25 protein-coding genes are annotated in these 24,337 nt (G+C 38.9%); 11 read left to right on the top strand and 14 right to left on the bottom strand.

Translation table 11 applies throughout. The features are described from left to right. The first annotated feature begins 19 nt into the window (after positions 1-19). Together U9R83_RS10275 and U9R83_RS10270 are read left to right on the top strand one after the other, a co-directional pair. Complete coding sequence (locus tag U9R83_RS10275) at positions 20-490, top strand: staygreen family protein (RefSeq protein ID WP_042992149.1); 471 nt, start codon at positions 20-22, stop codon at positions 488-490. A gap of 52 nt (positions 491-542) precedes the next feature. Continuing rightward, a complete protein-coding gene (locus tag U9R83_RS10270) occupies positions 543-1,022 on the top strand; it encodes a hypothetical protein (RefSeq protein WP_014460357.1) in 480 nt (159 codons plus the stop codon). A gap of 33 nt (positions 1,023-1,055) precedes the next feature. Here U9R83_RS10270 and gltD read toward each other — a convergent pair whose 3' ends face one another. Together gltD and gltB are read right to left on the bottom strand one after the other, a co-directional pair. Continuing rightward, positions 1,056-2,537, bottom strand: coding sequence for a glutamate synthase small subunit (gltD, locus tag U9R83_RS10265; protein ID WP_013082931.1), 1,482 nt, complete (start codon positions 2,535-2,537; stop codon positions 1,056-1,058). Between the two features lie 16 nt (positions 2,538-2,553). Further along, entirely contained in the window at positions 2,554-7,107 is a 4,554-nt protein-coding gene (gene gltB, locus U9R83_RS10260; protein WP_217028071.1) for a glutamate synthase large subunit, read from the bottom strand. Positions 7,108-7,241: 134 nt separating this feature from the next. Here gltB and U9R83_RS10255 point away from each other — a divergent pair, with 134 nt between their 5' ends. Continuing rightward, positions 7,242-8,144 (top strand): LysR family transcriptional regulator, encoded by a 903-nt coding sequence (locus tag U9R83_RS10255; RefSeq protein WP_013056801.1) that lies wholly within the window; start codon positions 7,242-7,244, stop codon positions 8,142-8,144. 162 nt (positions 8,145-8,306) lie between these two features. Further along, a complete protein-coding gene (locus tag U9R83_RS10250; RefSeq protein WP_013056800.1) occupies positions 8,307-9,377 on the top strand; it encodes a DUF3900 domain-containing protein in 1,071 nt (356 codons plus the stop codon). A 71-nt stretch (positions 9,378-9,448) separates the two neighbouring features. Here the strand turns inward: U9R83_RS10250 and U9R83_RS10245 are convergent, their stop codons facing one another. Further along, entirely contained in the window at positions 9,449-9,628 is a 180-nt protein-coding gene (locus U9R83_RS10245; protein ID WP_013056799.1) for an H-type small acid-soluble spore protein, read from the bottom strand. Between the two features lie 77 nt (positions 9,629-9,705). Next, complete coding sequence (locus tag U9R83_RS10240) at positions 9,706-10,065, bottom strand: hypothetical protein (RefSeq protein ID WP_014460361.1); 360 nt, start codon at positions 10,063-10,065, stop codon at positions 9,706-9,708. 219 nt (positions 10,066-10,284) lie between these two features. Between U9R83_RS10240 and U9R83_RS10235 the strand changes: the two genes are divergently transcribed. From U9R83_RS10235 to U9R83_RS10225, 3 genes are all read left to right on the top strand, one after another. Next, the gene (locus U9R83_RS10235; RefSeq protein ID WP_014460362.1) at positions 10,285-10,593 is read left to right on the top strand and encodes a hypothetical protein; all 309 of its coding nucleotides are present in this window, start codon (positions 10,285-10,287) and stop codon (positions 10,591-10,593) included. 140 nt (positions 10,594-10,733) lie between these two features. Then, complete coding sequence (locus tag U9R83_RS10230; protein ID WP_013056796.1) at positions 10,734-10,880, top strand: hypothetical protein; 147 nt, start codon at positions 10,734-10,736, stop codon at positions 10,878-10,880. Between the two features lie 128 nt (positions 10,881-11,008). Further along, the gene (locus U9R83_RS10225; protein WP_013056795.1) at positions 11,009-11,221 is read left to right on the top strand and encodes a hypothetical protein; all 213 of its coding nucleotides are present in this window, start codon (positions 11,009-11,011) and stop codon (positions 11,219-11,221) included. A 60-nt stretch (positions 11,222-11,281) separates the two neighbouring features. On the opposite strand, the gene U9R83_RS10220 is transcribed toward U9R83_RS10225, so the two are convergent. The 4 genes from U9R83_RS10220 to U9R83_RS10205 all read right to left on the bottom strand — a co-directional run bounded on the left by U9R83_RS10220 (position 11,282) and on the right by U9R83_RS10205 (position 13,812). Beyond that, complete coding sequence (locus U9R83_RS10220; RefSeq protein ID WP_013056794.1) at positions 11,282-11,716, bottom strand: MerR family transcriptional regulator; 435 nt, start codon at positions 11,714-11,716, stop codon at positions 11,282-11,284. A gap of 532 nt (positions 11,717-12,248) precedes the next feature. Then, positions 12,249-12,857 carry a methyltransferase gene (locus tag U9R83_RS10215; RefSeq protein WP_014460364.1) on the bottom strand — a complete coding sequence of 203 codons (609 nt, stop codon included), beginning with the start codon at positions 12,855-12,857 and terminating at the stop codon, positions 12,249-12,251. 68 nt (positions 12,858-12,925) lie between these two features. Next, positions 12,926-13,102, bottom strand: coding sequence for a hypothetical protein (locus U9R83_RS10210; RefSeq protein ID WP_014460365.1), 177 nt, complete (start codon positions 13,100-13,102; stop codon positions 12,926-12,928). Between the two features lie 95 nt (positions 13,103-13,197). Beyond that, a complete protein-coding gene (locus U9R83_RS10205; RefSeq protein ID WP_223260157.1) occupies positions 13,198-13,812 on the bottom strand; it encodes a poly-gamma-glutamate hydrolase family protein in 615 nt (204 codons plus the stop codon). A 391-nt stretch (positions 13,813-14,203) separates the two neighbouring features. Here U9R83_RS10205 and cyoE point away from each other — a divergent pair, with 391 nt between their 5' ends. Continuing rightward, the gene (gene cyoE, locus U9R83_RS10200; protein ID WP_013056789.1) at positions 14,204-15,121 is read left to right on the top strand and encodes a heme o synthase; all 918 of its coding nucleotides are present in this window, start codon (positions 14,204-14,206) and stop codon (positions 15,119-15,121) included. A gap of 24 nt (positions 15,122-15,145) precedes the next feature. Here cyoE and U9R83_RS10195 read toward each other — a convergent pair whose 3' ends face one another. Both U9R83_RS10195 and U9R83_RS10190 read right to left on the bottom strand, forming a co-directional pair. Continuing rightward, positions 15,146-16,084, bottom strand: a complete 939-nt coding sequence (locus tag U9R83_RS10195; RefSeq protein ID WP_208732392.1) for a carbohydrate kinase family protein — start codon at positions 16,082-16,084, stop codon at positions 15,146-15,148. Position 16,085: 1 nt separating this feature from the next. Beyond that, entirely contained in the window at positions 16,086-16,295 is a 210-nt protein-coding gene (locus tag U9R83_RS10190) for a cysteine-rich CWC family protein (RefSeq protein ID WP_208732393.1), read from the bottom strand. A gap of 163 nt (positions 16,296-16,458) precedes the next feature. On the opposite strand from U9R83_RS10190, the gene U9R83_RS10185 reads away from it, so the two are divergent. Next, the gene (locus tag U9R83_RS10185; protein ID WP_116738334.1) at positions 16,459-17,817 is read left to right on the top strand and encodes a D-serine ammonia-lyase; all 1,359 of its coding nucleotides are present in this window, start codon (positions 16,459-16,461) and stop codon (positions 17,815-17,817) included. A gap of 31 nt (positions 17,818-17,848) precedes the next feature. Here U9R83_RS10185 and U9R83_RS10180 read toward each other — a convergent pair whose 3' ends face one another. The 3 genes from U9R83_RS10180 to U9R83_RS10170 form a co-directional block, all read right to left on the bottom strand. Next, positions 17,849-19,231, bottom strand: coding sequence for a PH domain-containing protein (locus tag U9R83_RS10180; protein WP_223260158.1), 1,383 nt, complete (start codon positions 19,229-19,231; stop codon positions 17,849-17,851). Next, positions 19,224-19,706 carry a PH domain-containing protein gene (locus tag U9R83_RS10175; protein WP_115653722.1) on the bottom strand — a complete coding sequence of 161 codons (483 nt, stop codon included), beginning with the start codon at positions 19,704-19,706 and terminating at the stop codon, positions 19,224-19,226. The genes U9R83_RS10180 and U9R83_RS10175 overlap by 8 nt, the downstream gene beginning before the upstream one ends. Positions 19,707-19,847: 141 nt before the next feature. Then, positions 19,848-21,179 (bottom strand): NAD-dependent malic enzyme, encoded by a 1,332-nt coding sequence (locus U9R83_RS10170; protein WP_014460373.1) that lies wholly within the window; start codon positions 21,177-21,179, stop codon positions 19,848-19,850. A gap of 306 nt (positions 21,180-21,485) precedes the next feature. Between U9R83_RS10170 and U9R83_RS10165 the strand changes: the two genes are divergently transcribed. Continuing rightward, the gene (locus tag U9R83_RS10165) at positions 21,486-22,064 is read left to right on the top strand and encodes a TIGR00730 family Rossman fold protein (protein ID WP_042992151.1); all 579 of its coding nucleotides are present in this window, start codon (positions 21,486-21,488) and stop codon (positions 22,062-22,064) included. Between the two features lie 29 nt (positions 22,065-22,093). On the opposite strand, the gene U9R83_RS10160 is transcribed toward U9R83_RS10165, so the two are convergent. Continuing rightward, a complete protein-coding gene (locus U9R83_RS10160) occupies positions 22,094-23,305 on the bottom strand; it encodes a cytochrome P450 (protein WP_014460375.1) in 1,212 nt (403 codons plus the stop codon). A 285-nt stretch (positions 23,306-23,590) separates the two neighbouring features. Here U9R83_RS10160 and U9R83_RS10155 point away from each other — a divergent pair, with 285 nt between their 5' ends. Further along, on the top strand, positions 23,591-24,322 hold the full coding sequence (locus tag U9R83_RS10155; RefSeq protein ID WP_014460376.1) for a ZIP family metal transporter: 732 nt from the start codon (positions 23,591-23,593) through the stop codon (positions 24,320-24,322). The last annotated feature ends 15 nt before the right edge of the window (positions 24,323-24,337 follow it).

Below are 24,337 nucleotides of genomic sequence, written 5' to 3'. Positions count from 1 at the left end.
AAAAGGAGTGTCAATGACTATGAGTTCGTTTAATTCTTCAAAACTTTCTACGACCCTTATTCCACCTGCTACTTCCTCCTATCCGGTTTCCGGACGAAAATATACCCTTACTCATTCCGATACAACCGGTCAGCTTTTTTTAAGCATCGGATGCTCATACAACAAGAAGGCGATAGATAAAAATATGCGTGATGAAGTACTAGCTGCTCTTCATGTAACAGACCGACAAGCAGTTATTCAAGGCGAAGTTTTTGTTAGCGGAGGTGAATTCAGCCGGGAACAAGCGCAGCTTCGTTATCAGATTTTCCGCCGGGAACTCCCCCTTGCTTTAGAAGCAATGTTTTACGGAGACCAAGCGTTTTTTCAACATTATCCCGACTTGCTAAATACACCGATTTACATTTATTTTATATCGACTTATCAAGAATTTAGAGGGTGGTCCTATTATCAAACTCCTAAATTTTATTTAAAACAAACATGCAGCAGCTAGCACGCTCGTGCATAAACTAATGGGAAATGAACGAGGAAGGTGTGAATGTTTCATGTACAGTCAATGGGTTTACCCCTATATGCCGCGCTATTACCATCCAGTGGTTCCTACTACGAATGAAAATTATTTAGAACCTTATAGATACAACGAAGACTTATTTTCTTATATCCTGCATGAAGAAGAGGAAGTTAGATCTACACGCGATGTAGACAGAGTGATGAAAATTTTAAAACGACAGTATCAGTCCATCTACAGAGATGCTCAACGAGGCGGGATGGATAGCAAACTAACAGAATACTTATTTCGTTCCATTGTAAGATTTGTTGATGATAACTATAGCAATTACAGCGGATCTATTAACGAACGTGTCGAAAAAGCGGCGCGACAGCTGAAAAAACGTGACCCCTGGATATTTGAACTTTTTAACTTATACAGCGTTTCCCCCGCTTCACAAATTCGAATCACCAACACGATTTTAACCGTTTCATTTGAAAATTTACGAAGAGGAAATGAAGTGCCAAATCCTAGATAAACAAAAAACCGCCACAATTGTGACGGTTTTTTGTTATGGTAATACAGTTGCTCCCATTAGATGGCTATCAACTTGTTTAGCTACTTCACGACCTTCATGAATAGCCCATACGATTAAACTTTGCCCACGACGAGCGTCACCAGCAGCAAAAACACCTTCAACATTTGTTTTGTAATTTCCATACGCTGCATCTACGCGACGATTTTTCGTTTCAACACCAAACGCTGATAGAACCGGGTGCTCTGGACCTTCAAACCCAATCGCAATAAAGACAAGCTGAGCTGGCCATACTTTTTCTGTTCCTGGAATTTCGGTAAAGATGTACTGTCCATTTTCACCTTTTACTTTTTCCATTTGAACCGTATGAAGTTCCTTTAGATTGCCTTGCTCATCTGCCACGATTTTTTTCGTTTGAATTGAATATTCACGTGGATCGTCCCCAAATTTCGCCTGTGCTTCTTCATAAGCATATTCAAGATTAAATACATGTGGATATTCAGGCCACATATTATCTGCCGTACGCTCAGCAGGAAGCTGAGGATGTTTACCAAACTGAACAACGCTGCGGCATTTTTGACGAAGAGCAGTAGCCACACAGTCAGCTCCCGTGTCTCCGCCTCCAATAACAATAACGTCTTTTCCTTCTGCATCAATAAATTGACCATCTTTGAAGTTAGAGTCTAAAAGGCTTTTTGTTGAAGTTGTTAAGTAGTCCATTGCAAAGTGAACTCCTTTTGCTTCACGACCTTCTAATACTAGATCTCTTTGCTTCTGAGCTCCTGTACACAAAATCACAGCATCATATTGTTCTTTTAACTCTTCAGCAGTAATGTCTTTTCCAACTTCCGTATTCGTTACAAAATCAATACCTTCTTGCGTCAATAAACGAACACGTCTTTCCACTACTTCTTTATCTAGCTTCATATTTGGGATTCCATATGTTAATAAACCGCCGGCACGATCTGCTCTTTCATATACCGTTACTGAATGACCCGCTTGGTTCAGCTGATCTGCGCTCGCTAAGCCTGCTGGTCCAGAGCCAATAACAGCAATTTTTTTGCCTGTTCTTTTCTCCGGAATACGCGGAGTAATCCACCCATTCTCAAAGCCTTTATCAATAATAGCGCGTTCAATATTCTTGATCGAAACCGCTGGATCTGAAATAGCAAGCGTACAGGAACCTTCACACGGAGCAGGACAAACGCGTCCTGTAAACTCCGGGAAGTTGTTCGTTTTCATTAAACGCTCTAAAGCTTCTTTCCAGCGTCCTTTATAAACTAAATCATTCCACTCTGGAATTAAGTTATAGATTGGACATCCGGAAGTAAAAGCATTAATATCCATTCCCATGTGGCAAAAAGGTGTGCCACAATCCATACATCGTGCTCCTTGACGGCTTAGCGCTTCATCAGATAAAGGAGCAGCATACTCTTTCCAATCACCTAAACGTTTTAACGGGTCACGTTCCTTCCCTTTTTCACGTTTGATTTCCATAAACCCTGTTGGTTTTCCCATCGTACTCTCCCCTTTCTTACTGAGCTACCGCTTCTTGTTGTTTTGCCGATGCTTTCTTTTCTTGTTTTGCATTTTCCTCAAACGCACTCATAGCTGCTTCTTCTTCCGTTAGTCCAGCTGCTTTTTGCTCTTCAATGCGATTCATCATGCGTTTATAATCATTCGGAATCACTTTTACAAATTTTGAAAGTGATTGTTCCCAATTTTCCAAGACAAATGCTGCTTTATGACTGTTCGTATATTTCAGATGATTTGAAACCATCTCTTTTACTTCTTCTGCTTCTTCGCCTTTTAAGCTCTCAAATCCAATCATGTCTTTATTGCAAAGGTTTTTGAATGCTTCTTGGTCATCAGCAAATACGTAAGCAATACCGCCTGACATTCCTGCACCAAAGTTTTTACCTACATCGCCTAATACGACAACACGTCCGCCAGTCATATATTCACAGCCATGATCGCCAATTCCTTCAACCACTACGTTCACACCGCTGTTACGAACTGCAAAACGTTCCCCTGCTAGCCCGCTAACATAGGCTTCACCGCTTGTTGCACCGTAAAATGCAACGTTCCCGACGATAACATTCTCACCTGACACAGCCGTTGTTTCCTTAGGTGGAGCAACAATGATTTTACCTCCTGATAAACCTTTTCCGATATAATCATTTGCATCTCCAGTTAGATACATAGACATTCCTTTTGGAACAAACGCACCAAAACTTTGTCCTGCAGAGCCAGTGAATCGAAGAGTAATCGTATCTTCTGGCAGACCTTTCTCACCGTAACGTTTTGTAACTTCACTTCCTACAATTGTTCCAGCTACACGGTTAATATTAGAAATTGGCAGTTCTAACTCAACTTGATACTTATGCTCGATTGCTTGCTGTACCGCAGGCAAAATCTTTTGCATATCAAGAGATTCGTCAATTTTGTGGTTTTGAGGTGTTTTAAAGGTACGTACACCTTCAGCTTGATATAAAAGAGTTGTTAAGTCTAAGTGCTGCGCTTTCCAGTGATTTTTTGCACGTTCGCTAACGCTTAATACGTCTGTACGTCCAACCATTTCATCCACTGTTTTAAATCCAAGTTCAGCCATAATTTCGCGCACTTCTTGTGCAACAAATTTCATATAGTTAACGATGTGATCCGCTTCTCCTAGGAACTTTTTACGAAGCTCTGGGTTTTGCGTTGCCACTCCAACTGGACATGTATCTAAGTGACACGCACGCATCATGATACAGCCTAAAACAATTAAAGGCGCCGTAGCAAAACCAAACTCTTCTGCTCCTAAAAGTGCTGCCATGACTACATCTTTACCCGTCATTAATTTCCCGTCTGTTTCAAGCACTACCTTTTCACGAAGACCGTTTAACATAAGCGTTTGATGAGCTTCTGCTAAGCCAAGTTCCCACGGTAGTCCAGTGTGTTTAATACTTGTTTTTGGAGATGCTCCCGTACCTCCGTCGTAACCGCTAATAACAATAACGTCCGCTACTCCTTTTGCTACTCCGGCAGCAATCGTTCCTACTCCTGCTTTTGAAACGAGTTTGACGCTGATTCGTGCATCACGGTTTATATTTTTTAAGTCATGAATAAGCTGTGCTAAATCTTCAATCGAGTAAATATCGTGGTGTGGAGGAGGTGAAATTAAGCCTACTCCTGGCGTTGATCCACGCACATCTGCTACCCATGGATATACTTTGTTTCCTGGAAGCTGACCGCCTTCTCCTGGTTTTGCACCTTGTGCCATTTTAATTTGAAGCTCATCCGCATTCACAAGGTAATGACTTTTCACTCCAAAACGGCCAGAAGCAATCTGTTTAATCGCACTGCGGCGATTATCTCCATTTTCATCCACAGTGTAGCGGCTAGGATGCTCGCCACCTTCTCCACTGTTACTGCGTGCTCCTAAACGGTTCATCGCGATCGCTAATGTTTCATGAGCTTCTTGACTTAAAGATCCAAACGACATAGCACCTGATTTAAAACGTTTTACAATCGAATCAACTGATTCCACTTCATCAATGGAGATAGATGAACGCGTTTCATTAAACGAGAATAGGTTGCGCAAGAAACCGATGCGTTCTTCATTAGCCGATTCAGAGAATTTTTTAAATAAGCTGTAATCTCCCTTACGGCAAGCCCACTGCAACGTGTGAATTGTTTTTGGATTAAACGCATGATGCTCGCCCGTGTGTCTCCACTGGAAGTCACTTCCTGATTCTAACGTTTGCTCAATTGTTTCAACATAAGCATTGTCATGACGCGTTTTCGCTTCTTTTGCAATAACATCTAAACCGATACCGCCAAGCTGCGAAGCAGTACCTGTAAAATATTGCTCGATAACCTCTGCACTGATTCCAACTGCTTCAAAAATTTGTGCGCCCCGATAACTTTGCACCGTTGAAATACCCATTTTAGACATTACTTTTACGACACCTTCAGTAACAGCTTTTACATATTTCTCAACAGCATAGTCATACGATACGTTCAACGTACCTGCGTCAATTTCATTTTGATATGTTGCAAAAGTAAGATATGGATTAATTGCGTCTGCGCCGTAACCAATCAGCGCTGCAAAATGGTGCACTTCACGTGCTTCTCCTGTTTCCACTACAATGCTCGCCTTTGTACGGTTTCCTTTTCGCACTAAGTGCTGGTGAAGCCCGCTGACCGCTAATAAAGCTGGAATAGCTACAGATTGAGCTCCTGCTTCACGGTCTGTCAGAACAAGAATGCTAGCGCCTGCGTTAATTGCCGATTCAGCTTCAGCAAATACGCGATCAAGATCTGCTTTTAAATCATTTGTGAACACAGCAGAAATAACAGCACTTTTGAAATCTGGATGAATAGCAGACTTCAGCTGATCAGTTTGATCGTTTGTTAAAACCGGCGTCTCAAGCTGAATTCGATGAATATTTTCTTTTGTTGGATGCAGTAAATTCCCTTCTGCACCAAGCAATGTCATTGTTGATGTAACCAACTGTTCACGAATAGCATCAATCGGTGGGTTCGTTACTTGAGCAAACAGCTGCTTAAAGTAATTGAACAGCGATTGAGGACGATCAGACAACACGGCTAATGGAGTATCATTACCCATCGAACCAAGCGGATCTTTTCCTTCTGTAATAACTGGAACTAAATATTTATGAATATCTTCATACGTGTAGCCAAATGACTTCTGGCGAATAACCAAATCATCGAAGTATTCAGATTTTTCTTCCTGCACTTCTGGCAACGTTACCAGCTGTTCATCTAACCACTCTTGATAAGGCTCAGCCTGTGCCATTTCAGATTTAATTTCTTCGTCTGAAATAATTCGGCCTTCCTCTAAATCGATTAGAAGCATTTTACCTGGGCTTAAACGATCTTTATATAATACATTTTCATCTTCAACATCAATGACGCCTACTTCTGATGAAAGTATGATGTAATCATCTTTTGTAACATAATAGCGAGCTGGACGTAAACCGTTACGATCTAAAATAGCACCGATTTGCTTTCCATCTGTAAACGAAATAGCAGTCGGACCATCCCATGGCTCCATTAATGCGCTATGATACTCATAGAAAGCACGTTTTTCTTTTGACATGTGCGGATTCTCAGACCAAGGCTCTGGAATAAGCATCATCGCTGCATGCGCTGGCTTGCGGCCGGCCAATACAAAGAACTCCAGCGCATTATCTAACATGGATGAGTCGCTTCCTTCAGCATCTAAAATTGGAAGAACCTTCGGTAAATCCTTACCAAATGCGTCCGAAACAAACTGCTGTTCGCGCGCTCTCATCCAGTTTTGATTACCGCGAAGCGTATTGATTTCACCGTTGTGAATTAAATAACGGTTTGGATGTGCTCTTTCCCAGCTTGGGAACGTGTTTGTGCTAAAGCGAGAATGCACTAAAGCAAACGCTGAAGTAAAGTCTTCATCTTGTAGGTCAAGATAAAAAGCATCAACTTGTTCAGGCGTTAATAACCCTTTGTACACAATTGTTCTACTTGAAAGACTCGTAAAATAAAAACGGTTTTGACGCGCCTGCGCCCAATTTTCTGCTTGCTTGCGAATAACATATAGTTTACGCTCAAACGCTAAGTCATCTTGAATACTGTCGTTCGCTCCAATAAATACTTGTCGTACATACGGACAGCTTTCTTTTGCAACTTTTCCGATTTTTCCGACATTTACAGGTACAGTTCTCCAACCTAATAACGTTTGTCCCTCTTCTTCAATTAATTTATTAATATAAGCTTCAATTTCTCGACGCTCGTCTTCATTATTTGAGAAAAAGATCATTCCAACTCCATAACGACCTTTTTCTGGCAAGTTCAGTTCAACGCATGTCTTTTTAAAGAACGCGTGTGGAATTTGTACCATTAATCCAGCTCCATCTCCTGTTAGCGGATCGCTTCCCTGTCCGCCTCGATGGTCAAGCTGGCAAAGCATATTTAGTCCTTTTTTAACGATATCATGTGACGCTACGCCTTTTAATTGAGCGTATAGTCCGATTCCACATGCATCGTGCTCAAATTCAGGACGGTAGAGACCTTGAGCTTTCGGCATTTGATTGTATGTCATCTTCTTCTCCCCCGTTCGTTTTCTTTATCTTTTTAAGATCACCTGTTTACATTGTAAGTTTTCAAATCAATATAAACAATATATAATTTAGATAAAACTAATCTAATTTTGATATATATAGATGGAGGATGCCTATGGAACTGCGTCAATTACGCTATTTTATGGAAGTTGCAAAAAGAGAACACGTATCTGAGGCGGCGGAATATCTGCATGTAGCTCAATCAGCAATCAGCCGTCAAATCGCGAACCTGGAGTCTGAGCTAGGTGTTAGTTTATTCAAACGCGAAGGACGAAATGTCAAGTTAACAGCAATAGGAAAAGTCTTTCTCGAGCATACCGAGACGGCTATGAAAGCGATTGACTATGCGAAAGAGCAAATCGATGAATACTTGGATCCCGAAAGAGGAACGATTAAAATCGGATTTCCAACAAGTCTTGCTAGTCACCTTCTTCCTACTATTATATCAGCCTTTAAAGAAGAACACCCAAATGTTGCTTTTCATCTTAGACAAGGTTCGTACAAATTTTTAATTGAATCGGTTAAAAAAAGAGATATTAATATCGCTTTTTTAGGCCCTGTACCTGTAGAGGATCAGAGTATAGAAGGGCATATTCTATTCACTGAAAATCTTTTAGCCCTTGTTCCTTCTCATCATCCGCTCGCTGAACGGGATAACATTCGGCTGCGGGATTTAAGAAATGAAGATTTTGTGCTATTTCCAAAAGGATTCATTTTACATAAAATGGCCTTTGACGCTTGCAAACAAGCAGGATTCATGCCCAATATTTCATCTGAAGGAGAAGATTTAGATGCGATTAAAGGCCTTGTATCCGCAGGAATTGGCGTCACTCTTCTTCCTGAAAGCACAGTGTCTGAAACGACTCCTCGTTTTACGACTAAACTTCCTATTCATACGCCGCAGCTTCAGCGTACAGTCGGGATGATTATTCCTAGAAATCGTGATTTAGCACCTTCTGATAAAATTTTTTATAAGTTTGTCAAAACCTTTTTTGAACGGTTGGAGCAGTATAAATAATAGAGGCCCCCTGCCTCTCTTATTCTTTGCTTTACACACTATTTCTCAGCTGATCAATTCTATAAACAGATCTTCTTTTTCCCTAAAGCTAACAGGCATTGACGCTTACCGGACTCTTTCTTATACTGAAGTAACTGACTAAAAAGAAACAAGGTGACTGCTATGGATTTTAAAATTAATTTTTTATCATTTTACGTAATACAAGTAGAAGGAAAAGAAGAACAGGCTTCTAAACAATATAAGCATTTTCAAACGCTTGATACAGAAGAATATGAAGAAAGTTCCATTAAAGATTTTTTAGACGGTGAATTTAAAAAGATTGTAAAGCGCAAAGTAGAGCGACACCCTAAAGCAGAACAAGTGCCTACAAAGCTCGGGTATTTTATAGTTGAACCAGGACACGCTCTCGACTCAAACCCTAATTATAATTTATTTCACCGCACTCGTTTTGCCACAACCAAAGAAGAATTTGAAGAAAATAGCGAGCAGTTTATCAATGCATACCTTGATACTGCAGCGGTTCGAGGAGGAGCATTTTTAGTTGTATCTGCTGTTCCAAGAAAATATTTTGATCATGCTTTTGTGTTTATTTTAAAATGTGACTTCGAACCAAAAGTGGCTTCAATTTCAGATGAATCAACCCTTATTCGCCACGTAGAGATGGCTATTACTACTAAAAACATGAAATCCATTCAATATCCATACATGCCTGAAGAAGGCATGGTGGAAGAAAGCGAACTCGTCATTCACCAAGCGTCTCACGCCCGTTACTTTGAAGACTTCTTGAAATTCATTGACTATAACGAGCCGATGCCTGAGATTATGAAAACACAAGTGATGGATATGGTGCGTGAACACGTCAGCGAAACGTTTGAAGCAGAAAGCGTAGAGCTTGAACAGTTTGAGTCAGACATGGAACTGTGGGCAACAAGTGAAAAGCGTGAGCTTCAAGAACGTTTGGATACCCACCAAGTCATGGAAGCTGCTGCTCATATCGTCGAGCATACGCCTGATGCGGAGCTTAAAATGAAGCTTGGCGAAACAGAGATTAAAGGACTGTTAGCTGATTTTGGGGAGAATATTCACTTGGCGAAAGTAAACGGACGCTACGTGGCGTTAATTGAAGCAGAATCGATTCTGTTTGAAAAAGGCGCGTCTCCGATTGAGTTTCATAAGCCGGATGATTTGCACGGAATTATTGAGAAAATCAGCAGTAAGAAATGGGAAGAATAAATAAAAGCCAGAGAGTATAACATAGCTCTCTGGCTTTTATTTAACTAAAAAATCAGCTCTATTTATCCACCTTAATTCTCTACTAATTGGCTCACGGAAACATTTTGTTCATTCTCCGGCTGACCTAGCGGATAAATTCTTACCGTATCATTTTCTTCGCTTACATGTTGAATATAAACGGCCGTATCGTTATACGTAACGTTAGCCATAACGGGTGAATCAGCAATTTGTTTTGCTCGCTGCTTGTCCACGTTTCTTACCCCCTCTATGCTGATATACATATAAGGTTTGCTTAAAGAATGGATGATATTCGCCGTTTAGAATAGTTCTAGCGCTTTTTAGCGGTGCGGTAGCCAAGGTAAAAGATGAAAGAAGTATAGATAATAAATGCAGCTCCAGCTAGCAAGATCATTTTGTGATGATGCCAAAGCTCTACGTATGTTTTGATGAAGATCCCTTTTGTAAGTAAAATATATTGATACACAATAAAGCCAACCACCAAAGCAAGAAACAGCACTCGAAACAAACGAATGAAATCAATGTTAGATAAAACGGAAGCAGCTTTTACCCAGGGCGATATAGAAGGCTGCGCTTTTTTGGTGCTGCGGCTCTTCGACTTTTGTTTCTTTGCAGGCGGAGCTTTTGATTCTTCTATTTTAGGTGCTGGTTTTTGTTTCCCTTGAGCCATCGGTCACTTTCCCTCTTTCTTAAATAAAGTGTCTAAAAAAGAAGCTTTTCTATTTTGCATATTCAAGAAAGAGGCAGCTATCTCCTTTTCGCTTTTAAAAATACTTTCCTTTTTAAATACAGAATGTCTTTAGGTATGTGCCTATAGCATTTTTCTTATCTTCGCATACGTTATATCGTGTTTAATTTGAATTTACTATTTAAAAGGAGCGGTGCCCTAATGAACCCTTATTATTTCAACTCTGGATATATTCCTCAGCAAGTTGATTACTCAGTTCAACAATACTATCCCCCTTACGTACCACAGCATGAAGAATACGATGAAAGACAGCAGCTTCAAAATCTTGGAGGATTTGAACGAAGAATACGTGCCCTTGAGAGACAAAATGAGGAGCAAGTCAGAGAAATTACTCGTTTAAATCGCGTTGTGGAGCGACATACTGACCGTATAAACAGATTAAATCAGCGCTTACGCAATGTAGAAAGAAGACTTAACATTCCATTTACAGCAAGCCAGGACGGATTTTAAACTCACCTTAAGCATTCCCGTTTCTTTTGAGCGAGAATGCTTTTTACATGTCTTCCGTCGTTTTTGATAGCACAAAGGATATTTGATTAAACTTTACATAAAATAAAATTTGACTATGAAAAAGAAAAGGAGAAAATCACATGAAATCCCCTGTTGTTATTTGTCCTAACTGTCATTCTCAAAAAGAGCTTGCTACCGTTTTAACTGCTCAATCCAATCAAAACGTTATCTATACATGCTCAGCTTGCGGCTATAAGCTGACAAACATTAAAACAAGCAAAGGATAATCAGTATCTCTGACTTCACTTAGTACCTATACTCAATACGTTCTTCTGTGCATATACAAAAATAACGTTTACGTAAATGTTATTAATTTTGTATACTGATAGTATTATGGGAAAGGGAGTTGAAGAAGTTGAAGTTTAAAATGAAGGAACGCGGGCAGCTGCATTTGAGTCCCGAAGGAAAACAATTGATTTTAGACTTATACGAATCAAATATGATGGAATCTGTAAATGAAGCTTTGGATGCTGAAACAAGAAGCTTTCACAGTGGAAAAGCCGATGGGATACAGGCTATTCTACTTCTTTTAGGGGTACAGCTAGAAGAAAACACTTCACAATCCTAAATGAATGCCCTATAAAAACCATAAAAGCAGACGCACTCTTCTGGTGAATGCGCCTGCTTTTTATGATTCTTCCTGCTCAAATTTTACAATTGCAGTCTTAGCACGATCTCTCAGTGACAGAAGGTCAGACTCTACTTTTAAGATATTTTTCTTTTTCTGTTCAATCAGCTTGAGCTGCTCTTCTACCGTATGTAACACTTGCTCTAACTTTTCTTTTTGTTGACTTGTTCCTTTCACTTGCCTATAATCCATCTTTTGTATTTCAAGAGTATCACTTAAAGCAAGAAATTCCTGTAATTCCTGAAGTGAAAAACCCATGACTTCTTTGGCATTCGTAATTTTCTTTAAGAATTCTACATGTTCTTCAGTGTACAGACGAAATCCACCTTCACTTCTTGGAGGTGCTGGCATCAGTCCAATTTGTTCATAATAACGAATCGTACGTTTTGTTAAACCGCTTTGCTTCGCTACATCATCTATTTTTAGTTCACTCATTTTTAAATCCCCTTTAATCAATTAACAATGTCAACTTTTCGTACTTGTTACTATTATACACTAACGCTAGATATCTCAAAACAAATCTGAACAGCTGTACACTTATTTAAAAATAAATAAGCAATTTCTTTACCCTTTTTTAGAGTAAAAAAATTGCTTATACAGTATATACTGGGTTCTTTTCTCTAAAACCTTATCATAAATGCCGTTTTTGTTAATTTACGATTTAGCATACAAATTAATAAATTTGTTTTTGAGACTTCTTTTTTCTATCCACTAAATGTTTATTAACTTGTATGTAGCCTTCTCTTTCTGTACTAGCCCCGCCTGCGCTGAGTACACCGATAGCCACGCATGCTATCCAACCTAGTTTCATTATAACAGAAAGCGCTTACATAATAAAGTGTTATGCTTTAATTTCTAAAAAGTTATAAATACAATCAGCAGGTCTTTTTCTAGCCCCTGCTGATTTGTTAAATAGAACCGGCGACGCGGCGACGGTACAGCTTTATAAAATAGTAAATAGGTCGTCTTAATAAGCGACTTTATAAATCAAAAACCGTTCATATGGATTTTTACGATCCAACTCTGGCAGCATTACCTCTTCTTTCAAAATGAAAGAAGGGTGTTTTTCGAGATGATGAAGATAATCCTCCGAACTATAATACAAAATCAAATCAATCTCGCGCTTATTCTCTTCCCACGAAAGCAAAATATTGTTCACTACTTGGATAAAAATTTGAACTGAAAAAGGGTTAAAAAAATAAAAGCAGTTGTCTAGTGGATGAATCTTATATTCCTGGGCTAAACAACACTGAAAATGAATATGACGTTTTCGACCCTTGGCTTTTTTTAAATAGCGCCTCTGATTATCTATGGCCTGCTCATAAAAGTGCTCATTCATTTCTATCCCTACAGCGGTGGCATTACATAGGTAGTTCACATAAAAATTCAGCCTCCCTTTCCCACACCCGAAGTCGACAATTCTATCGCTGCTTGTTAGCTCATACTGAGTGAAAAGTGTTTCTAATGCACTATAAGGCGTGGGTTCATAACGGTGGTAATGGAATGAATCATTAAATCCCTTTTGTTCTCCCGTTGTTTTTATATTTAATAAAGCGTCATAGTATTGCTCATTCATGGCCAATCTCCTGTTTATAGTTGTTGAAAAAGAGAAAGAAGGACAGATGTCCCTCTTTCTCTTTTTTCTCACTCTACTTTCACACGCATTTCTGATATTTTAAGACCAATCTCTTCGATTAAATGCACAGCTTCCGCTCGTTTTTGATCATCTAATGTGCTGATTTCTGGTATATCTATGCTTTTTAAATATCGATAAGAGGCTTTAAGTCTTTCTAGGGTATCTTCTTGGTCAAAATTTTTCATGATTATCTCCTCCAGTTTATGTAGTTACTATATGTATACCACAAACATGTCCGTAATAAATCTAACCTGTTTAATAAATACTAAACGTATCTGATTTATCTAAGAGGAAATGCACTTCTAATAGCTGATATATACTCAAAAAATTCCTGGGTTTTAGAATTTTTACGTTCATTTCTCGTGTTAGTTGCAAAAAAAGCTTCTCTTTGCGCTTTACTTATCTCAATTTGCACACCCATCCGCCTAGCTGTTTTATTGGTTATATTTCTAGGGCTTGTACCGGAAAAAGGATCTTGATCTGATAAAATTTCTGTACTAAAGCCTTTGGAAACAAGCGCTTCACGTACTTTGGACCTTAACGCTTTGTCAGCACCACCGATTTTAGTGTGTTTTTCACTTTTATCATTGTATCCATGAAAAGATACTGCATAGTCTTCTTTCGATATAATAGTTAGCGCATGAGGTTCATCAAAATGAGTGGATGTGATATGAAGGTCGGCATTTCCTGATTTCTTTAACCCTTCAAATATATAGTACGAGTATTCGTTTCCTGCTAGTCCAACAGCAAGTTCGGATGTTCCCGTTTCGATACCTCCGCCGTGTATCGCGAGCATAATAATGTTAGAAGGTCTGATTTCAAATTGAATTTTGTAGTCTTGGTTGTATACTTCATAAGAGGCAAGTTCAGAGAAGCTAGCATATTTATCTGGCATCATATATCCTCCTTGTGAATAAGACATAGTAAACAAACTTATTAGTTCTTTCTTTAATGTACCACATCTTTTCTTTCATCACATACTATGTGATTGCAATTACCAATAAATATGGTACGATTAAGTTCGAGTTTCTTGCTCGTTAAAAGTTCACCAGATAGTCAAAATTTTCATTTTTAAGCATTCCATTTTTATCTTATAATAAAGGATGTACTTATTTTTAATTGGGAATTCGACATTTTTCTTTGTTTTTTTAAAAAGTTCAAGGAATGTTAACAAATTTTACGAGCAACCTTGATGTAATTACGATATTTTTTTGTTAAAATAGTTTAGTTGATTAATAAAGATTAGGTTTATTCATGTAAGAATAAGCTCAAAAAGGAGAATTGCTGTGAAAAATACCGAAGTTATCACAAAGGAATCACTTCCTATCAATCAGTATTTTTCCCGGGAAGTAATCAGTGCTATTATAAAAACTGGGATTATTAAATCGAACTCACTAGGAATGGTTGCTGGGCTTTGTCTCGCAATTGCTGTTAACGACTTAAGCTTTGTGACACAAATTCCTATCATTATTTTGGCTTTAATTGGGACATCCTTTGTCGTAGGAGGAGCTGGGGCAGTTAATAACTTCTATGACCGTGATATCGATGCGATCATGAAACGTACAAAAGACAGACCGACGGTAACAGGAGCGGTCAACCCTAAATTTGCTCTATGGTTAGGACTGGCTTTATTTGTTATTGGTGTAGGTATTTTATTTTTAGTTTCTAACATGGCCGCCATTATGGGTATTTTAGGATTTTTCTTTTATGTAGTGCCTTATACTATGCTTACAAAACGTACAACCATTTATAATACCGAAGTCGGAAGTATTTCTGGAGCTATGCCTCCAATCATTGGATGGGCCGCTATTTCACCAGACTTATTCCATCCGGTAGCAATTGGATTGTTTGTATTTATGTTTTTATGGCAGCCTCCTCACTTCTACGCTATTGCGATTAGAAGACTTGAGGAATATAAAGCCGCAGGTGTACCAATGCTTCCTGTAGTAAAAGGTATCCGTCGTTCCAAAGTCCAAACGCTTGTATACCTAGTTATTTTGCTAGCGGCATCTTTCTTATTTTTATCGTTTAGTAAAATTATCGCATTTACAATGTTCGGTTTAACACTAGTGTGGATGCTTCTTGGGATTGTTGGATTTAAAAAATTAGAAGATACAAAATGGGCTACTTTAATGTTTGTGTTCTCATTGAACCATCTTACGATTATTTTTGCCCTTATGATTATACTGTCATTTTTTAAATAATAAATGCTCAAAAGCAGGTAGCTATCAGCTACCTGCTTTTATATTAGATACATCTTTTGCTTTAAGCGAAATCATTCCTCCGTATCTCGCCGAAACTGCTCCACCTAACGCGTTGGCAAACATTGTGTACCGCTTACATGCTTCCTCACTTTCAGGCAAACCTTTTTCATGAATACACCAGAGAATTCCTGCCATAAACGCGTCACCCGCTCCTGTTGTATCTATCGCCTGCACTTTTTTTGCACTCACATGAAGCATTTGATTTGCAGTAACGGCTACTGCACCATTTTCTCCTTGCGTGACCCATACGTACGGAATATGATACGCTCTCAGTTTTTCTAGACTTTCTGTCAGATCTGTTGAATTCATCAAAAATAGCAGCTCATCTTGAGAAATTTTCAAAATATCTGTTTCGTACAAAAACGGTGTTACGGTATTTCTACATGCTGCTTCACTTTCCCATCTTTTCATTCGAATATTTGGATCAAACGCTACAAGCATACGATGTTTTTTTGCGAACTTCACAGCTTCTTTTGTAGTTTCTTGGGAAATCGGATGAAACAACGTACCTGATCCAAAATAAAAAATCGCTGCCTGCTCAAATAAAGCTTCCTTCAGCTCATGTTTATACACTTGCTCATGAGGTGTAGAATCTATGTAGGAATGGAAGTAACGATCTTCTTCTTTACTTTTATGTACATACACTTCACAAACTTTTTTAATCTCCGATATTACACAGCCGCTTTGATCCACTCCTTCCATTAAAAGATTCTTTCTTACGAAATCACTTGTTTCATCACTGCCTAACTTGCAGATATAATATGCTTTTGCTCCTAACTTCTGAACTCCGACTGCTACATTAACGGTTGTGCCTCCTAAAAAAGGGTCAAAGCTGGTGTTAAATTCGTTTTTAGCAATATAATCAATAAACGCCTCACCGTATGAAATAATTCCTTTTTTCAAGTTAATCCTCACCTTCTTTCTTCTGTCTCCCAACGCATTTTACACATACACACGCTTTTCCTCTGCTTTCTAAAGGAATTTGTTCAAACAGATCAGGGGTAAAAACTTTCTGCATGCACCAACACTTTTCTATTTCTCTACCTTTTACAGAAGCACAATTATTTTTCTCTCCGCAGATAGGACATCTGCTATCATCGCCTGAAAATGCCATGAATTCCTCTCCTTTTTTTCTATGCAGTTGTATAGATTATCTTTATTAGTATACAAGAGGTGGTTAAAATGCGCTTTCTGCTTTTTGATATTTTCGTTTTCAACTTCTTCTATTCTTGATACTATACATATAAAGGAAATAACATATTGCGAAAGGAGTCTTTATGACAACACATTTATTTCACCAAAAACCCCTTGCTACATGGATGCATGAATATCCTTTATTAACACCTTTAATCAATAAACAGGAAACACTTTGGATAAATCCTTATATAAAACCTGCTCAAGAAGCACTTTCTTCTCTTTCTTTACATACCAAAGACATAAAAGATGCAAAAGAACGACTTTCTCGCTTTTCTTCTTTTCTTCAAATCGCTTTTCCGGAGCTGAAAGCATCAAAAGGAATCATTGAATCACCTCTTCAAGAAATTGCATACATGAAAGACTATTTAAATCAACAAATGAATAATAAGCTTCAAGGAAAATTATTGATGAAATGCGATCATGATCTTCCCATATCAGGTTCTATTAAAGCAAGAGGCGGCATTTATGAAGTATTAAAGTTTGCTGAAAGTCTTGCTATCAAAGAAGGGCTTCTTACCAAGGAAAGCAGCTACGCTCTTCTAGCTGAAGAACGATGTAAAAAGTTATTTTCTTCTTATTCTATTGCAGTAGGATCTACCGGTAATTTAGGTTTAAGCATTGGTATTATGAGCGCTACTCTCGGCTTTAACGTCACCGTCCATATGTCAGCCGATGCGAAGAAATGGAAAAAAGATCTGCTTCGTTCTAAAGGTGTAACCGTTATTGAATATCAGTCTGACTACGGAAAAGCCGTGGAAGAAGGACGAAAGCAAGCCGAAGCAGACCCCGCCTGTCATTTTATCGACGATGAGCAGTCTAGAGATTTATTTCTTGGTTATTCCGTTGCGGCTTTACGTTTGAAAAAGCAGCTAGCGGAGCTGCGGATTCAAGTAGACGCCGAACACCCTTTATTTGTCTATTTACCTTGCGGAGTAGGCGGAGGGCCTGGCGGTATTACGTTTGGATTAAAAGCAATATACGGTGATCACGTTCACTGCTTTTTTGCTGAACCTACTCATTCTCCTTGCATGCTGCTTGGATTAATGACCGAGCTGCATGATGGCATTTCCGTTACCGATATTGGACTTGATAACGTAACAGCTGCCGATGGACTAGCTGTAGGAAGGCCATCTGGCTTTGTAGGCGAAACGATAAAATCGCTTATTAGTGGAATTTATACTGTAGAAGATGATCAGCTTTTCCGATTTATTTATGAGCTAGCCAATCGTGAAAATATGTATATAGAACCTTCAGCAGCGGCTAGTTTACAAGGACCTCTTCACCTGATGGAAAGCGGGTCTTCCTATATACAAGCGCAAGCACTAGAAAACGATATGTCAAAAGCTACTCACCTTGTATGGTCAACTGGAGGGAGTATGGTGCCAGTTGAGGTAATGAATAGCTATTACGAGCAAGGAAAAAATTTAATGAATAGATAACGTCAAAAGGCATGAAGAACAATGATGTTCTTCATGCCTTTTTAGAAGAAGTAGCTTGCAGAAAGATAGGATGCCAAATCTCAAATGGAAAATATCCTGACTTATAGCTGCCGCTTGTACCCATAGTTGAAATTTTTATTTTCCTGTATCCTTTTTTCCATAAAAAGGTGCCTGCAAACACCTCAATTTCTTCTATTTTCTTCCTTCTAATAATCGTTGTTTTTCGTGTTAAAAACTGCGATCGAATACTGACAAATACATCGTTCATCATCAAGCCACCTTGGCGATAGCCTAACCAGTGAATAAGTACATATGCAAGGCACAGCACAGCAATAATCCACACAAACATTGATTTCCAAAAGCTGATGCCAATTCCTGCTGCTGCAAATAACAAGATCGGTAATAGTAATGGATACCACGCATATTGAATCGCTGTATTTCTTGGACACTTTACATATTCATAGTGCGGCACATATACGTTCATTAACGCTGCAATCTCTTTTTTCTGGATAAACGGGTGCAAATAGACCTTTTCTTTTAAATCAGAGGTTACGACGTTTAACGAAACGGAAGACCATCCAAATAAGCGTCGAACCAACCCTTCCTCTATCGTAACAGCCTGTATTTTATGAAAAGGAATCGTAAGGGATTTCTTATTTAACAATCCGTATTTAATATGTAGATAATGATCGTAGCGTTCTACTGTAAAACCGCCAAATCGTATTACATATAAAACGATAGACAGCAAATAAGCAAGCACCACAATTACAGCCACTAATACAAATAAACCAAGCATCGATTGATGAATCACTTCTTCGTAAGCTGTCTTTACCCAGCGGTTGATATACGTATCAATATACTGATAGAGAAAACCAAGAGCAGCAAATATATAGCCAAAATTCCCGGAAAACGCAGCAGCTAACGCCAGCTGTTTCACCGACACTTTCATCGTACGTTCAGGACTTTTTTCCCTTATTTCCGGCTGACTTCCTGACAGCTTTAACGTATCTTTAAGATGGTGCGCTTCTTTTAGTGAAATACCAGATAAATCAATTTCAGCATCCGTACCGCTGCTGGCCGTGTCAATACGAAGCCGGGCTAAGCGAAGAATTCTAAAAATAAATGGCTGATCTAACTGAATCGATTGGATGCGATTTCGTTGAATAAATCGTTTTTCTTTTTTAAAGACCCCTTTATAAAGACGCACTTCCGTTTCCGTTACTTCATAACGAAATTCCTTCCAAGTAAAAAAAGCAAATAAAGCGACTACGCCTCCCGCTAATAGCGTTGCCCACCAATATGTAAACAACAGATGCCGATTGACGATAAATATAAACACAAAAGGCAGGATATTATTTTTTATATGTTCAATAAATGCTATTGCAATATATAGCGGATGCAGCCGCTTACTCATCTTCATCATCTACCTCTGCTAGTCTAGCAATATACTCTCGCAGTGCTTCAGCATCTCTTTGTACAAGTGCAGGAATTTCCACGCTTCCGGCTGCTGTGATGATTTTAACAGATGCCAAGTCAAATTTTCGAAAAATCGGCCCTGTCAACGTTTCAACGTGCTGCACTTTCACAAGCGGAATTTTCGTATGATACCAGACGAATAGCCCTCTTTGTACATCAATTTGAGTATCTGTAACTTCATATGAATATACATTCATATATACATTTGGAGCTATAATTGTATATATGATAAAGCTCACGACTAATAGTCCAGCTGATATCCATCCAATAATTGACCACCAATCAAAAAAATGAACGAGTAGAAAATAACCCGCTGTTGCAAGAAGCCACAGGCTATGCGTAAAAATGGATTGCCAGCGCATTGCTTTTTTAGCCTCGAGGGGCAATTTGCCTTTTAAATGTTCAAACTCCATAAAAACTCCTTTCTCTACCTTTTTTACTATTTCTATTACTATATTACGTTAAAAAAGGAAAAAAGTTTCATAGTTTGCTATTTTCTTATTATTTTTTGATAAAAACAAACAAGGCTGCCTCGAAATAGGCAGCCTTGTTTGTTATCGATAAACGCCGTCTTTCTCTCCGTGTACAACAGCCGCTCTTTCAACTGCTTCAGATACTGCTTCATGTACAGCTAGATTAAGAGGGTGAGGAACTAAATCGCCTGGACGCGTTGAATTCGCAATGGCTTCAGCTGCAGCTACAAGCATCGTATGCGTAATATCGCGCACACCCGCATTTAACACTCCTCTGAAAATACCTGGGAAGCCAAGTACATTATTCACTGACCTTCCGTCAGTAGCGTAAATAGCTCCTGCTTCAAGAGCATCTTCAGGTTCAATTTCTGGCTTTGGATTAGAAAGTGCTAGAATGATTTGCCCTTTTCGGATCCATTCTTTTTGTATTAAGCCAGGTACACCTGTTGTTGCGATAACAATATCACAGTTCTCCATAAGCTCTTCTAATGAATCCGCTACTTTTCCACCATAGCTGACTAAGCGCTCATTCGCTTCAGGAGACTTATCAGCTCCTATCACCTGTTTGACACCGTAAGCCATGAACATTCTGCAAGTAGCGATACCGGCAGCTCCTAAGCCAATCTGCCCTACTTTTGCTTCTTTCAAATTCACACCTGTGCTGCGACAAGCTGAGATAGCTGCTGCTAGCGTCACAACTGCTGTTCCGTGTTGATCATCATGCATAACTGGAATATCGAGCTCTTCTTTTAAACGTTCTTCAATTTCAAAGCAGTGAGGCGACCCTATATCTTCTAGTAAAATTCCGCCAAATCCCGGTGAAATATTTTTAACCGTTTGAATGATTTCTTCCGGCTCATTTACATTCAACAAAATGGGGATAGCGTTTACATTGGCAAGCTGATCAAATAACGCAGCTTTTCCTTCCATAACGGGCATTCCTGCAACTGGACCAATATTTCCTAACCCTAATATAGCGGTGCCATCCGTTACAATCGCAACCGTGTTTCCAATGCTCGTATAAATTTTAGCTTTGTCGGGCTGTTCTTGAATAGCACGGCAAACGTTTGCTACACCTGGTGTATATACTCTTCTTAAGTCAGCGATCGACTCAATTTTCATTTTGCTTTTCATTTGAATTTTACCGCCTTCATGCGCATGAAGAACTTCATCTGATACTGTATGTAAAGTAATGCCTTCTAAACTGCGAACCGCTTCAAGCAATTCCTCAAGCTGGTCTTCACTTTCTACTTGAACCGTAATGCTTCTCATGGTGTAGTTATGTCCTACTTTAACGGTTTCAACCTCGCCAATGTCCCCTCCAACATTTCCAATAGCTGTTGCTACTCTTCCTAAGTTTCCCGGTACAGTCGGTGTTTGTACCATTAATGTGCGTATTAAATTATTCATCATATCCCCATATCCCCCTTGTCCTAATCTTGCAAGTACGTCTGCTTACTCAATGAAGCGTTTAAAACGCTCAAATTCCCCATAAGTTCATGTTATCTACTTATCTTACAAGTAGATCTATGCGTACTGTCTTTTCCATAAAAAAAGAAATAGATAACGCTTTCAAAAAGCTGTTTCGCTTTGATTATAAGCAAAGTTTTTAGAATAATCAAGCGATGACATTGTGAAAATTCATAAATTATTAAGAAGGAATTTGTTCTCCATAAACAGAAAAGACTTATATAGAGAAGAAACAAAGGAGTGAAGCAATTGAAATCAATTTGTGTATTTGCAGGATCGAGCGCTGGAATAAAAACAGAATATAAAGAGGCCGCCGTCTCACTAGGACGCTACATGGCCCAAAAAAACTACCGGCTGATTTACGGAGGCTCACGAATGGGACTGATGGGAGAAGTCGCAAATGAAATGCTTCAGCATGGAGGCGAAGTCATCGGCATTATGCCCCGCGGTTTGTTTAGCGGTGAAATTGTTCATACCGCGCTGACAGAACTCATCGAAGTAGAGAGCATGCATGAGCGAAAGGCAACTATGCACGAGCTAGCTGATGGTTACATTGCACTTCCTGGAGGTTTTGGGACGTTTGAAGAATTGTTTGAAGCTCTTTGCTGGGCTCAAATTGGCATACATAAAAAACCAGTGGGGTTATTAAATGTGAACGGCTACTACAACCCGCTTATGCAAATGGTTCAGCATGCCGTAGATGAAGGGTTTTCTACAGATTCTGCTATCCGTCTCATCAACATTTCTGATACTCCCAAACAGCTTATCTCTTCAATGGACACCTACACGTCTCCTTCAGAAGAACAAAAATGGAACACTGAACACTAAAAAGCAAGCGCATCATTTGCGCTCGCTTTTTAAGCATTATTAAAAGCAATTTCATATTTTTTTACGCCAAAAACAAAAGGGCTGTCTATTGGCTTTAAAGACTGATTCTGAACTTTGGAAAATTCCCCTTTTTCTAGTAGCTTAGTAAAGGCAATTTTCCCTTCCATTCTGGCTAGCGGTGCTCCTAAGCAAAAATGGATGCCAAATCCAAAGCTCACGTGAGGATTTGTTTTACGATGCACGACAAAAGTGTCAGGTCGTTCAAACTTAACTGAATCTCTATTTGCACTTGCTGCCCAGCTAATTACCTGCTGCCCTTTTTTAATTTTACACTCTCCAAGTTCTACATCTTCAGCGGCTATGCGTCCAATCGCTTGAATAGGAGGATAATAGCGAAGCGTTTCTTCCACTAGGTTCGGAACTAGCGATATGTCTTGACGAACTTCATTCTGCACGTCTAAGTCTTCTGTCATATACCGGACTCCGTTCGTAATTAAGTTTGTTGTTGTCTCATTACCTGCTACTAACAATAAGATACAAAATCCCAGTACTTCCTCTTCTGTTAATTGCTCGCCGTCAATTTCTGCTTCTAAAAGCAGCGAAATCAGATCTTCTTGTTTCTTTCTCTGACGCTGGGCGATAATTTCTTTAAAATACCCTTGCAAAAAAAGCACGCCTTCATTACGCTTTTGCATCATTTTCGCAAAAGCTTCGTCTGAATTATTTTCGGCACCGCTCACTAAGTCATCGGAGTACTTTTTAAACAGTGCTCGGTCTTGTATTGGTACTCCTAGCAGCTCTGCTATTACAATAATCGGCAGTGGTCCAGCAAAGTCTTCTACTATATCAAACTTTTTTTTGCTGCTTACTTCATCTAATAAATAATCTGCAATCTCTTCAATATGACCCTCCAAGTGCTGAATAGCTCTTGGCGTAAAAGCTTTGTTTACTAAATTTCGTAACTTTGTATGTTTTGGAGGGTCCATCATTAGAATACTTTCTTGGCGTTCTTCCATTGCTCGTTTGGATGAAAAAAGCGACGGGTTTTTTAAAATATACTTTACTGTTTCATAATCAAATACATCCCAGCAGTTTCGGCTTTCATCGTAACGAATAGGTGCCTCTTGACGCAGACTGTTATAAACGTCAAATGGGTAAAGCTGCTGTTCGACGGATGTGATTTCTTGCATAGGAATTAAGTTGGCATAACGATTTTCTCTTTTCACTGCTTTTGGGTTCATCTCGTCTTCCTTCTTTCGTTTAAAAGTAACCTCGTTAAGTTTTTTAATCTTCTACAGATGAAAGAATTTTTTTCCATCTTTATATCTTTTGATCAGACTATCACAAGGTTTTTTCACTTTCAACGGACATAATCAGAAAATTTTGTCAATTATACAGAAGACTTATTTTATTTAAGGTCTAAATCAGTGATTCTTTTCCATTTTTTTAGTTCTTTTATCTTGTTTCATAATAATCGCATAGATGGTTACACTACAAATAAGTACGCAAGAAAGTAGGGATCTCATGTGATAGATGCCCTTATGTGGGGTGGTGTCTCAGGCTCAGCTGTATTAATTGGAGCTATTATAGCCATTTTTGTACCTTTAAAAAAACAGTTGACTGCTTATATTATGGCTTTTGGCACGGGCGTTTTGTTAGGAGCTGCTGCTTACGAGCTCATTCAAGATTCGGTAAAAGAAGCAGGCATTATTGCTTCTTCTTTAGGATTCTTAACAGGCGCAGCACTTTTTACTCTTCTTGACATGTCCTTAGCTAAAAGAGGCGCTCACAAAAGAAAACGTTCAGACCATCTAGTCCCCGCTAGCTCAGGACTAGCCATTTTTATTGGTACCATTATAGATGCTATACCTGAGTCACTGATGATTGGCGCAAGTTTGATTGAACAGCACCACGTTAGCTGGCTGCTTGTTGTTTCTATTTTTATCAGCAATATACCGGAAGGAATCTCCGGGACAAGCGGACTACTAAAAAGCCAATACAAGCGAAAGAAAATTTTTTCATTATGGCTTTCTGTCTTCTTTATATCAGCTCTTTTTTCTTGGATTGGATATCTATTTCTTCAAGACGCTACCCCAAACATGATGGGCTTTATTGCCTCATTCGCCGGTGGTGGAATTGTGGCAATGGTTGCTTCTACAATGTTGCCAGAAGCTTTTGAAGAAGGTGGTCCTGTTATTGGTTTTATTGCTTCATTAGGGTTATTAACTTCTATTATTTTGGATTATATGTCTTTTTAATGAATAAACTTATAT

Origin of the sequence: Priestia sp. LL-8, from assembly GCF_036227845.1 — a bacterium.
In the GTDB taxonomy this organism is placed as follows: Bacteria; Bacillota; Bacilli; order Bacillales; family Bacillaceae_H; genus Priestia; species Priestia zanthoxyli.
The sequence above is the reverse complement of the archived record's forward strand: the minus strand, read 5'-3'. Positions and strand labels throughout refer to the sequence as shown.